Origin of the sequence: Siphonobacter sp. BAB-5385 (genome assembly GCF_002261125.1) — a bacterium.
Taxonomy (GTDB): Bacteria; Bacteroidota; Bacteroidia; order Cytophagales; family Spirosomataceae; genus Siphonobacter.
In genome coordinates, this window is record NZ_NMPS01000031.1 from 18,361 (window position 1) to 30,924 (window position 12,564).

The window sequence follows — 12,564 nt, forward strand, 5'->3', positions numbered from 1 at the left end:
TGGATTTTTGCAGCAAGTCCAAGGAGGGTGTATCCTAGGTTTTTAATCCCCAGACTTTCCCTCTTTATGTTTATTAATTCAACCAAACCATGTTACTCAACTTTTTAATCACGCTGCTTCTAGTTTTACTCAATGGTTTCTTTGTGGCGGCTGAGTTTGCGATTGTCAAAGTACGAGCCTCGCAGTTGGAAATGAAAGCTCAGGCCGGAAACGCCGCCGCCCGCCTGTCCACCCGAATTTTAGGAAATCTGGATGGCTATCTGGCGGCTACACAGTTAGGCATCACCCTGGCCAGTTTAGGGCTGGGCTGGATCGGCGAGCCGGTTGTATCCAAAATTCTAATCGCTGGTATGCACGCTGTGGGCCTGGAATTAGACGAAAAACTGGCTCACCAGATTGCCCTGCCCGTCGCTTTCGTGGTTATTACTATTCTACACATTGTTTTTGGGGAGTTAGCTCCCAAATCGCTGGCCATCCAGCAGGCCGAAAAAACAACATTGGCTGTTTCGTACCCGTTGCAATTTTTCTTTCTCATTTTCCGTCCCGTAATCTGGCTGTTGAATGGCATTGCGGCGGTAGTGCTCCGACTTTTTGGCATTACGGTGAGCCACAGCACGGAAGTACACAGTGCGGATGAGTTGAAGTATCTGGTGCATCAGAGCCAGCAGGATTATCAGGCCAAGGAAGATCATACCGAGGGTTCGGATTTGACCCTGGTAGAAAAAGCTTTTCAGTTTTCTGAGCGAAGCGTACGCCAGATTATGACGCCCCGGACGCAGATTTTTGGTATCGATGTACTGGAGTTCAATCAGGCCATTCTGGACGAAATCATCGCAGAAAATTATTCCCGCATTCCCTGTTACGAAGAAAACCTGGATCATGTATTGGGCGTTGTGTATTTAAAGGAAATCCTGTTGAAGCTTCAGGAAGGGCCTGGTATTGACATTCGTTCGCTGATTAAGCCCACGTTTTTCGTACCTTCCACGAAGCGAATCCGTCCTTTGTTACGGGAGTTTCAACAAAGTCGTCAGCAAATGGCCATCGTAATCAATGAATACGGCGGTACGGAAGGGCTTATTACGATGGAAGATATTCTGGAAGAACTGGTGGGTGAAATCCAGGACGAATCCGACGAAGAACGGCCGATTGTAGAACAGGTGGACGAACATCGCTATCGGCTCCGGGCTACCAGTTCGCTCCTGGATCTAAACGCACTGTTACCCCGGCCCATTCAGAAGCGGGCTGGTTATGAAACCCTGGCGGGAATTCTGGTTGAGCGATTTGGTCGCCTGCCTGCCGTAGGACAAATGGCAACAGTGGATCGCTATGAAATCAAAATTGAAAGTATTGAAAATAATGCAATTGGACTGGTACTGCTCAAAGATCTGGGTGAAGAGCCCCTTACCAGTGAGGAATAACTGCGTTTGGAAGCTCACTGGAAAAAAGTAAAAGTATGATGTTTGTTCATCAGTTTGGTACGGTTGTCTGTCTGTTTTTCTTTCTGCTCATTCAGGGACTGCTGTTAGTACACATCATTAATAAATTCCGTCATGGTCAGAAAGTGACAGTTTCCACGTTTTTGATGCTGATTTTCGGTTTTCTCGTTACGTGGGGATTGTATCATTTTCTGGATATGACGGATGAAGCGTACCTACTTCCAGTGATTGTTATTTATGCCCTAGAACTGCTGATTCTGCTGGCTTATAACGCCTTGAGACGGAGGTAAAGGGATTTGCAGCAGATAGGCGAGTTGGAAAATATAGTTTCTGTAAAATCGATGACTTGTTCGTAGACGCTGGTATACACGATTGACGTTACAGTATAAAACGAAAGAAACCTATCAACCTTGAAGCCATGAATCGCTTACTCCTACTCCTGACTTTTGTAACGGTTTGCTCGGCTTGTCACAAAAACGAGTACTCCGATGGAAAGGTGGTTAAACAGGGTGACACCTACGAAACCGGAGCCGTACTACCCGAACTGCGGAGCATTAAAAATGACACGGCATGGCTCGCACTTTATCCGCTCGCTCAGGTATTTTTCCTGGATATGAAACTTAAAAACAGTGAAGAGTTTATAAAAGCGATCCGGTCCGCGGAGCAGAAAAGTACACCTGTACGGGCGAAAGTTTTTAAGCATTCAACGATGAATCGGGGAGCTGAAGTAGCCGAAATTCTTCCTCCCACCGCTCAGGATCTGGCGGCCTTTAAGGCGGCGATGCGTAAATAAGTGGGACGCCTAATGATCAGGCGTGAAACCTTCCAGATCCCTTTTGTTAGTAGCCTATTCTTAGGCGGGCAGGTACACCAGGAAAGTAGTACCTGCCTCGGGTTGACTTTTTGCCGTAATCCATCCACCGTGGTTTTCTACTACCTGTTGACAGATCGACAGTCCAATACCCGTACCCGGAAATTCATTTTTGTTGTGCAGACGCTGGAATACCATAAAGATTCGGTCGAGGTACTGCTCATCGAATCCTACCCCCTGATCGGTTACGCTGATGCGGTGAAAGAGATGTCCGGTAAGTTTGCTTTGGGGAGGTAACTCCTGACGTTTGATCACATCATACTGAATACGCACCAGGGGCTGGTCTTCAGCCGGGGTAAATTTAATGGCATTCGAAACCAGATTCTGAAAGAGCTGATGCAACTGCACCGCATCCCCTTTAACCGAACCCAATGTATTGGTTTGAATACGGGCCTTGCGTTCACGAATGGTTAGTGAGAGGGCATCCAGAACACCCGCCAGTACGGCATCCAGCGAAACATCGTCAAAACTTTGCTGTCGCGTTGCAAACCGGGAGTAGGTCAGCAGATCGCTAACCAGCGAGGACATGCGATACCCGGCCGTGTTGATGCGTTCAAGCAGATTTGAGGCCTGCTCATCGAGTTGGCCCGCAAAGCGTTTGGAAAGTAGCGTACTAAAGGTTTGAATCTTCCGTAAAGGCTCCTGCAAATCGTGGCTGGCTACGTAAGCAAATTGCTGCAGGTTTTCATTCGAACGTTGCAATTCCTGATTCGTCTGTAACAGTTCCTGGGTGCGTTCCTGTACATGCTGATCCAGCTCAGCCGCCAAATCGCGATACCGCTGTTCGCTCTGTTGCAATTCCTGCCGAGCCAGGTATTTATCCGTAACGTTGACCGCTGAATTCAGAATCGCAAATACCTTGCCTTCATTATCAAAAATGGGCTGGTAAACGTAATTGAACCAGTACCGTTGCAAACGACCATTCGTTAGGAGGTCAGCGGGTTCTTCAGTCGCCCGGTACGTTTCGCCCGTACGCAGGATCTCATGCAAGAGCGGAATAAAGGGTTGTCCTTCCAGCTCGGGCAGAGCTTCGGGTAACTTCTGACCAATGACCTCTGGTGTTCTGCCCCAGAATTGAAGCATCGCATCATTGGCAATGGAAATGATCAGATCATTGGTTTCGTAGACTCCAATGGCGAAAGGAGCCTCTTTAATCAAACCCCGGAATCGAGCTTCACTTTTTTCAAGTTTTCGCCGGGATAATACCTGTTCCGTAACCTCGACAGCCATAATCATAATTCCGGTTACTTCGCCTTCGGCGGAGCGGAGCGGCGTATAACTGAAATCGAAGTACAAATCTTCCAGGTGACCGTTTCGGAAAAGCTGGGCTAAGACGCCATTCCCGTAAAAGGGTTTACCGCTATCAAACACGCCTTCCAGAATGTTTATAAAGGGCTGGCCCTGCATTTCTGGTAAGGCATCGATGAGCCGCATTCCCCTAATGGACGGATCTTTTCCCCAGACTTCAAAAAGCTGCTTATTACCCAGTTCAATCACCAGATCCCGGCCTTTCAATTGACCTATCGCCATGGGAGCCTGCTCAAAAATGGCTCGGAAACGGGCTTCACTTTCCTGTAAATCCCGCTGGGCTTTAAGCTGCTCGGTAATTTCCATACTGAAATCCACGATGCTTACCGTGCCGTCGGGCTCCTGGACGGGTTCAAAACTGGCGTAGAAATAGGCCGTTTCCAGTTGATTATTTCGCTGGAGTTGAAGGGGAATCTCCGGTGCTACGAATCGCTGTCCGGTAGTACGAACAGAATCAAATATTTCTTTGAGACCCTGACGGCTCAACTCGGGGAGGGCATCCAGCAAGGTTTTTCCCTGCATATCCTCGACGCGTCGACCGGCCATTTCAGCAATACGGTCGTTAACCAACTCAAATACATGGTCATCGCCACGGAGCAGGCCCAGGCCAATGGGGGCGTGTTTCAGAACCGTTTCGAATCGCTTACGGCTGGTTGCCAGGGCTATGTTTTCGAGTCGATACCGTTCTTCGCTTTCTTTCAGGGCCTGATTTTGTTTACGTAATTCCAGGAGTTTAATGACCTGTTTCGCAAGAATTTTAAGAGCAGATAACTGTTTTTCAGTGAGCTGTTTCGGCTGGTGATCAATCACGCAAAGCGATCCGAGTACGTAGCCATTGGGATCGACCAGAGGTGATCCCGCGTAAAAAACGATATTGGGGTAGCCCGTGACAAAGGCGTTGTTGACAAAGCGGGGATCTTGCCGGGCATCTTCCACTACCAGCGGCTTTTGTGGGCTGATGAGGTTGTGTACGCAGAAGGAATGTTCCAGCGAAGTCTCCTGCAGGTCAAGACCGCGATGCGATTTAAACCACTGGCGGTCTTTATCAACCAGACTGATTAACGCAATGGGCGTTTCGCAGATATCTGAAGCCAGTCGGGTAATATCCTCATAATCCTCTTCGGGTAAGGAGTCGAGAATGTCATAGCTTTTAAGGGCAGTGATCCGATTGTTTTCCTCGGGTGATACAGGAGGGATAGCCATTCGTACGTTTCAATCCAATGTATGGGTAAAGTTATGGGAAAACTTGAAGCGGACGAGAAATGTTATCAATTGGGGGAAAAACTTACGGCGGGTCGTTGGGTATAATGATTTATAAAACAGATTCAAAAAGCGATTAGGACATTGCTAACCTGACAATCAATGAACTGAATGAGCGAAATGGATTGACGTATATGTGTATACGTTTATGGCTGGGCTGAACTAGCAAAGCCTTTAATTAGTCTGCTAGTCCAGCCATGAAAGCTAAAAAGCAGTTTTCAATAGCCCTCCTTCTACGCGTAAGGTAGCCCCGTTCGTAGCCGAAGCCAGGGGGCTGGAGAGGTACGTAACCATGTGAGCAATTTCATCCGGACTGGCAAACCGCTGGATCAGCGAGGTGGGGCGGAAGTCCTGAAAAAATACCTTTTCCATTTCTTCTTCCGTTTTATTCTCCTGCTTCGCCAGATTGGCAATGAATTCGCCCACACCGCGGGACTTGGTCGGACCGGGTAAAACGGTATTCACGGTCACCCCCGTGCCTTTGGTAAGTTCAGCCAGTCCCCGGGCAACGGCTAGCTGGGCGGTTTTGGTCATCCCATAGTGAATCATTTCACTGGGAATGAATACGGCTGATTCACTGGAAATAAAAAGAATACGTCCCCAGTTTCTCTCCAGCATTTTCGGGAAGAAGTGACGGGAAAGCCGGATGCCACTCATGACGTTGATTTCAAAAAAACGGAACCAGTCTTCGTCGGGGATCTCCGTAAACGCTTTGGGCTCAAACACGCCAATGTTATTAACCAGAATATCCACGGGAGGCAGATTGGCCAGCAAAGCCTCCACGTCAGCCGCCTGAGCAAAATCGGCGGGAAAACCGCTGACCTGGGCATCCGGAACTTCGGATTGTAACTGCTTCACGGCAGCGGCTACGTTTTCGGAGGTACGGCCGTTTAGGATGACCGTGACGCCTTCTTTAGCCAGACCAAGGGCAATGGCATAGCCGATGCCCGCCGTTGAACCACTCACAAACGCTGTTTTTCCTGCTAATTGCAAATCCATAATGCTTGATTTTTGAAGATGGACCACTCGCCTGCTTCACTCCAATTCGTTGTTGAATTACGGGAAGGCTTGACGAGATCTGAAATCGATGGAATAACGAATACAGGGTGGTTTAGTTTCTCAACCGTGCAATAGCCAGCGGGTCAGCAGGATTCCAGAAAACAAAGTCGATGATAAAGCAATGCTTCGCAATGAAAAAGAGGCATACATTCTACGCTTGCCAGGTCACCGAACGAGCCGATAGAGATACGGAGCTTTGTTAGCGGCACCCGTGAATTTCTTTTCCAGACGTTCGAGTACCTGAAGATCCAGCATCTTTTTCTGAAAATTGTTACGGGCCAATGGTTTGTCAAAGATGGCTTCGTAAAGCTGCTGTACTTCCTTCATGGTAAAGGTTTCGGGCAGCAGGTTAAACCCAATCAATTTCTGATCCAGATTGGTACGCAACGTTTCCAGGGCTTTGACTACGATGGCGTTATGGTCCATAATCAACGGTGGTAACTCCCTGACATTCATCCACTCAATCGATGCGTCCAACTCACTGGTTTGAGGTTTTACCTGATGCATGTCAACCAGAGCATAATAACCAATCGATACAAAACGTCGGCTCAACCAGGCGTAGGCCCGGAGATCTTGGTGTTCGAGTTTGTCAGTATTGAGGGCTAGTAAGCGGTCAATAAAATCCTGACTGCTTCGCGACTGATCCCCGAAAACCCAGAATTGTTCCAGATAGATGTCGCTGATGCCGGTTCTGAACTTAAGAATCCGGTACGCGGCTTCATCAATACTTTCTTTCTGTAAGATATGACCCCCGGGTAAAGCCCAGAAGTCTCCCCGAAAATCCATTTTAGGTACCAGCACTTTAAGCTCACCCGCTTCATACCCAAAAATGACGCAATCGATAGAGAGTTGTTGAATATAATCTTGCTCACGTAGCGGTTGCATAGGAGAATACTATAAAGTTTAGAAGAAAGACCTAAAAATAGCTTCAATCCCTGATTTTCCTGAAATAGCTAAAATTACAAATCAAAAAATAGTCTTGGTGAACGTAAACGCAGTGTAAGTAAAATGGCTTCGTCTAAAGCGAAAAGACAGCGTGTAAATTACAGGAAATCAGTAGAATAACTTAGCTATCTTCGGAGTTATTAATTTGTATTAACCAGATAAATAATTGTGTAAAATTTATTGTCTAAAAATTAGACAATAAAAGTATTTCTCTAGCTTTGCTGCATTCAAGCACTCGTTTACTTACCTATGCAAGCTATATTTCTTCGAATTACCTCGCTGTGGCTGGGAATCTGCCTCCTCCAACAAGCCGCTTTCGCTCAGAAACCGACCTTTAACGTTCTCGTTTTTAGTAAAACGGCCGGATTTCGTCACGCTTCCATTGACGCCGGAAAAACGGCTCTGACCAAACTGGCCGGCGAAAAAGGTTTTGCCGTCGCTTTTACGGAAGATGCCAGTCAGTTTACCGAATCCAACCTGAAGAAGTACAGCACGGTAGTTTTTCTGAATACGACGGGTGATGTAGTGAATGAGCAGCAGCAGACGGCCTTCGAACGCTACATTCAGGCGGGTGGTGGCTGGGTGGGCGTTCACGCGGCTACGGATACCGAATACGAATGGCCCTGGTACGGCCGATTGGCGGGAGCGTACTTTCTGGATCACCCCATGACGCCGAGTAATGTGCAGAAAGGCAAATTCATCGTAACCCTGAAAAACCACTGGGCAACCCGGGGCATGCCGGATGAATTCGAGCGTACGGATGAATTTTATAGCTTTAAGAATATTTCACCCCAGATCAACGTCGTCCTGAAAATTGACGAAAAGAGTTACATCGGCGGCAAGAATCCCGATTTTCATCCCATGAGCTGGTACCAGCCCTTCGACGGTGGACGAGCCTTTTACACCGCTATGGGGCATACCGATGAAACCTTTTCGGAACCTTTGTTTCTGAATCATCTCTGGGCAGGTATTCAGTATACGGCGGGTGGCGATACGCCCCGGTCCCTGGACTTTTCGAAGGCCCGGCCCGAAGAAAACCGCTTTACCAAAGTGATCCTGGAAGAGAAACTCGACGAGCCGATGGAACTGAGCGTATTGGGCGATGGTCGGGTACTTTTTATCCAACGCAAGGGCGAAGTCCGGCTGTATAACACCAAAACCAAGGAACTGAAAACCATTGCCAAACTGCCCGTAAGCATTAAATACGTGAGTAAGGAAGGCAAGGAATCGATGGGTGAAGATGGCTTGCTGGGCTTGAGTAAAGATCCCAACTTTGCCCAGAACCACTGGATTTATCTGTATTATTCGGATCCCAGCGAATCGAAGAATGTACTGAGTCGCTTTGAGTTGAAAGGCGATGAACTCGTAATGGATTCGAAAAAGATATTGCTGGAAATCCCCACCCAGCGGGAGGAATGCTGCCACACGGGCGGCTCCATTGCCTGGGATAAAGTAGGCAATTTGTACCTGTCAACGGGCGATAACACCAACCCGCACGGTTCGAACGGATTTAGTCCCAGCGATGAGCGGGAAGGTCGTTCGGCCTGGGATGCTCAGAAATCATCGGCGAATACCAACGATTTACGGGGTAAGATTCTGCGGATCAAGCCGCAATCTGATGGCAGTTACAGCATTCCCGAGGGAAATTTATTTGCGAAAGGAACCGCTCAGACCCGACCCGAAATTTATACCATGGGCCACCGCAACCCCTTCCGGATTTCGGTCGATCAGAAAACGGGCTTCCTGTACTGGGGCGAAGTGGGTCCGGATGCTGCTAAGGCGGATTCCAGTCGTGGTCCGGCGGGCCACGATGAGGTAGGGCAGGCTCGTAAAGCCGGAAACTTCGGCTGGCCGCATTTTGTAGGTGATAACAAAGCGTATCACAAGTACGACTTCGCCGCCAGCAAATCCGGTGAAAAATGGCAGGTCAGTGCACCAACGAATAACTCCCCGAACAATACGGGACTGAAAGTCTTACCACCCGCTCAGAAAGCATTTATCTGGTATCCGTATGAGGCCTCTTCGGAGTTCCCACTCGTGGGAGCGGGTGGGCGAAACGCCATGGCAGGACCCGTTTTCTACACCGAAGATTTTGCGAAAGCAGAGCGGGCCTTTCCTGGTTATTACGACAAAAAACTGTTCACATATGACTGGATGCGAGGCTGGATTATGGCCGTAACCATGGATTCGGTGGGCAACTATGTGTCAATGGATCGCTTCATGCCCAGCTACAAATTCAGTAATCCGATGGATATGGAATTCGCTGACAATGGGGATTTGTACATGTTGGAATACGGTTCCGGCTGGTTTACGGCGAACGACGACGCCCGTCTGATTCGGATTGAATTTAACGGCGGCAACCGTAAGCCACAGGTACAGATCGCTGCCAACAAGCTGGGGGGAGCCGCTCCCCTGGCTGTAAAACTCACCGCCAAAGGCACTACGGATGCAGATGGTGATGAACTCAAATACGCCTGGAAGATCACTTCTAAAAATGGTTTCAGTAAAACCGTAATTCAACCCGAAGCGGCTCTGACCTTAGCTCAGACGGGACTATACAAAGCTACGCTGACGGTGAACGATGGCAAGGGCGGCGTTGCTTCGCAGTCTCTGGACATCACCGTAGGCAATGAAGCTCCCGTACTCACGGTTGAATTACCCCAGAAGTCCTTTTTCACGCCCAACCAGCCCATTCAGTACCAGGTAAAGGTAAGCGATAAGGAAGATGGAACATTAGGCAAGGGCATCAACCCGGAGCGAGTAGCCGTAAACATTGATTACCTCGCTGAAGGCTACGACAAAGTTGCCATTGCTCAGGGGCACCGCTCGGCAGATGCGGGGGCTTTGCTGGCAACGGGTAAAAAGCTCATCGAATCGAGTGATTGCAAGGCTTGCCATAGTCTGAACAAAAAGTCCATCGGACCTGCTTATCTGGACGTGGCCAAAAAATACAAAGGTGACCCTTCGGCGGTAGAACGGCTGACGAAGAAAGTGATTGCTGGCGGTGGCGGTGTCTGGGGAGAAACGGCAATGGCGGCTCATCCGCAGCTGTCTACGTCCGATGCGGCCGAAATGGTAAAATACATTCTGAGCGTATCCGATCAGACGGCCGGAGCGAAGACGCTACCGCTGAAGGGAAGTTATACGGCGAATTTGCCCACGGGAGATAAAGGAAAAGGGGTTTATATCGTCCGGGCTTCCTACGAAGATAAAGGAGCCAAAGGATTGCCTGCCTTACGCTCTGAACAAAGCTACGTACTCAGAAATGCCAAGGTGGATGTGCACAATTTCGACGATTACGACAATGTCAATAAAATGGCTTATGGTGGAAATAACCTGGCCATTCCCGCTAAGTCCGGTGCGTACATGGCCCTTAAACAGGTGCATCTGAATGGGGTATCCGGAATCCGGGTTTTGGCGGTAGCTCCGAAACCGCAGCTTAATGCCGTGGGTGGAAAAATACAACTCCGTCTGAATAGTCCCACGGGTCCCTTACTCGGAGAGTCGGCGATGCTGGAAGCTTCGGATAAACTCGATTTTCAACCCAAAGCCCTGACCATTCCGTTGAAAGGTCCGATGGCTACGGAAACCAAACCACAGGATGTGTACTTGGTATTTGTCAGTCCCAGTAATGTTACGGGCAGTTTGATGGTGGTGATGGGTACGGAGTTTCTGATGGGTACGGAATAGGATGAAAGCAGGATAGTTCTAGGGTTTCCAATGTGATCCATGTACTTACCCATCTAAACGCGTATAGCTATAGAGTAAAGTGAGTCTAGGCGTTTGCTAAAAACGGAGAAGGGACTGTCTACGGATAGTGCCTTCTCCGTTTTTAGTTATACGCAAAGCTTTGCAATCGTGGAAATTCCAGAATTGGTGAGTACAAAGAATTAATTCAGGGCTACAAGTTCAATCGTAGGGTGCTCGGCAATGATTTCCAGGATCAGATCGAAATAGGTCGGTCCCGAGCCACTTTCCAGCTCCCTTAGCTTTTCTTGAAATAAGGAAACATTAAACGGAGATCCCGGCTGTAGTTTGGCTTCATAATAGGCTTTCGTCGTTTCATAGCCCAGGGCTTTCTGGCTGTGCGAGCTATGCTGCCAGACCAGCTGGATTTCGTCCTGATCCTTGAGGGCACCGAACCCACCGTACAACAAATCATTTAGGGCATCCAGACTCGGACCAATTTCCCAGTCTTCTTCCGCCATGAAGACCCGATTGATTTCCTGGTAAAAAGAAGGGAGGTCATTGATTGCCTGACCATTAAGGACGATTTGTTTTTTCATAAAATCTACGTTTTGTACGCGGGTGTAGTCGTCCAGCAAAGTATCCGGCTCCAGGTTAGGGTGAAGCAGTAAATGTCGCCCAGTATAAACCCCATTTCTACGGTCAATGTACGTTGCAGGGTAGACACCCTTGAATAGACTGTTGGAATCACAGAGGATTTAGAAAAGGAGCCTTTCAAAGTGAAAATTGATTTTTCATTCTGAAAAGGTAAGTGAACAACATATGGAAGTAAATATTTGACTATCAATTATATAAAATTCGATTAACGAACAGTATGCCCTTTTCAACCAAACCTAAATCAATGAACATGAGGTATGAACCTTACAGAAGATGAACTGTTTAGACCAATGCAAAAACCAGCTTTTTCAACCACTCGTTCGCTTACTATGAAACGGTTGGGAAAAGTATCGCGACTCAACCATCGCTGCAAACCGTATCCGCTCCGGGTAATCATTGGCTGTAGCCTGTGGATTGCGGTCGGACTAGCCCGTATTCTGGTTACGCTGATTGGGCCTTATCTGTAAACGGAGTGTTTCGCAATAAACCGTACCATTTTCGGCGATAAGTATCAAGGCTTTAATGCTGAAACTTTCAGGTTGTGAAACGTTCCCGGGCCTCCCTCGGTAAACAGTTCGAGCGACCCCGTACTGCTAGGTTGTGAAAACCCGATCCGTGAGCATGACTTCGCCTTAGTTGACGTATACCGCCAGCACCGGGGCGTCGGCAATGATCTGTAGCTTAACGACTCCTTTTTGAAGTTTTACCGGGACCTGCTCGACGCTGTGAAAGCGGGCGTTGAAATCGACTTTTCCGGAGCGACGGCGATCCAGGCGAACCGAGCCGTCCTGATAGAAAGTACCATTTCCTCGTTTCCGTTTCTGAACAAGCGTAATGCCTGCGTATGGGCCTGATCTGGCACCAGCTGTATAGCGGCCCTGCTGAATAGGCGAGCCGAATGTAGAGAAGAACCTACGCTTTCGGTGCACAATCCAGTAAGATTTCAAGGTTGCGGGAAATTGGGATCCGGTTCATGAGTAATCATAGCTGGTGCGGTTTAAAAGGGGGTGGGTGACTATTGACAAACGGGGTATTGACGAGGTTCCGGCGTATGTAGCTTGAAGGGATTTCACGCACTGGGGTAACCTCGTTTGTGCATCTATTTTCGAGGCAGGCTGAACGTATTGGCAGGGCAATCCGGACTCAGACCGTCCCTGTACTCGTTCTGATGGCAGGCAGTATTGTTAAAACCGGTAGCAGAGTTAAACAAGAGCACAAACCCGACCTTTTCGGTACTCATCTGCTTGAACGGAAGACCTCAAATTTAGGGGTCACAGTGTAGTTACTATTTCCCTAAATGTTCTAAAAATCTGTTAGTTACCTTTGTAAAGTACTTGTACA

The 12,564-nt window shown here is 48.4% G+C and carries 10 protein-coding genes; 5 read left to right on the forward strand and 5 right to left on the reverse strand.

Annotated elements, in window-relative coordinates; translation table 11 throughout:
* The first annotated feature begins 89 nt into the window (after positions 1-89).
* From BWI93_RS02050 to BWI93_RS02060, 3 genes are all read left to right on the forward strand, one after another.
* On the forward strand, positions 90-1,418 hold the full coding sequence (locus BWI93_RS02050; RefSeq protein ID WP_094808506.1) for a hemolysin family protein: 1,329 nt from the start codon (positions 90-92) through the stop codon (positions 1,416-1,418).
* 35 nt (positions 1,419-1,453) lie between these two features.
* A complete protein-coding gene (locus BWI93_RS02055) occupies positions 1,454-1,726 on the forward strand; it encodes a hypothetical protein (protein WP_094808507.1) in 273 nt (90 codons plus the stop codon).
* 128 nt (positions 1,727-1,854) lie between these two features.
* Positions 1,855-2,229, forward strand: coding sequence for a hypothetical protein (locus BWI93_RS02060; protein ID WP_094808508.1), 375 nt, complete (start codon positions 1,855-1,857; stop codon positions 2,227-2,229).
* 60 nt (positions 2,230-2,289) lie between these two features.
* Here the strand turns inward: BWI93_RS02060 and BWI93_RS02065 are convergent, their stop codons facing one another.
* From BWI93_RS02065 to BWI93_RS02075, 3 genes are all read right to left on the reverse strand, one after another.
* Entirely contained in the window at positions 2,290-4,818 is a 2,529-nt protein-coding gene (locus BWI93_RS02065) for a PAS domain-containing protein (protein WP_094808509.1), read from the reverse strand.
* 261 nt (positions 4,819-5,079) lie between these two features.
* The gene (locus tag BWI93_RS02070; RefSeq protein WP_094808510.1) at positions 5,080-5,874 is read right to left on the reverse strand and encodes an SDR family NAD(P)-dependent oxidoreductase; all 795 of its coding nucleotides are present in this window, start codon (positions 5,872-5,874) and stop codon (positions 5,080-5,082) included.
* A gap of 225 nt (positions 5,875-6,099) precedes the next feature.
* The gene (locus BWI93_RS02075) at positions 6,100-6,819 is read right to left on the reverse strand and encodes an NUDIX domain-containing protein (protein ID WP_094808511.1); all 720 of its coding nucleotides are present in this window, start codon (positions 6,817-6,819) and stop codon (positions 6,100-6,102) included.
* Between the two features lie 309 nt (positions 6,820-7,128).
* Here BWI93_RS02075 and BWI93_RS02080 point away from each other — a divergent pair, with 309 nt between their 5' ends.
* Complete coding sequence (locus tag BWI93_RS02080; protein WP_094808512.1) at positions 7,129-10,569, forward strand: ThuA domain-containing protein; 3,441 nt, start codon at positions 7,129-7,131, stop codon at positions 10,567-10,569.
* Between the two features lie 200 nt (positions 10,570-10,769).
* Here BWI93_RS02080 and BWI93_RS02085 read toward each other — a convergent pair whose 3' ends face one another.
* A complete protein-coding gene (locus tag BWI93_RS02085) occupies positions 10,770-11,165 on the reverse strand; it encodes a barstar family protein (protein ID WP_094808627.1) in 396 nt (131 codons plus the stop codon).
* A gap of 387 nt (positions 11,166-11,552) precedes the next feature.
* On the opposite strand from BWI93_RS02085, the gene BWI93_RS27605 reads away from it, so the two are divergent.
* Positions 11,553-11,690 (forward strand): hypothetical protein, encoded by a 138-nt coding sequence (locus BWI93_RS27605; RefSeq protein WP_158242810.1) that lies wholly within the window; start codon positions 11,553-11,555, stop codon positions 11,688-11,690.
* Positions 11,691-11,855: 165 nt separating this feature from the next.
* On the opposite strand, the gene BWI93_RS27370 is transcribed toward BWI93_RS27605, so the two are convergent.
* On the reverse strand, positions 11,856-12,170 hold the full coding sequence (locus tag BWI93_RS27370) for a GH32 C-terminal domain-containing protein (protein ID WP_141217322.1): 315 nt from the start codon (positions 12,168-12,170) through the stop codon (positions 11,856-11,858).
* Positions 12,171-12,564 lie beyond the last annotated feature (394 nt).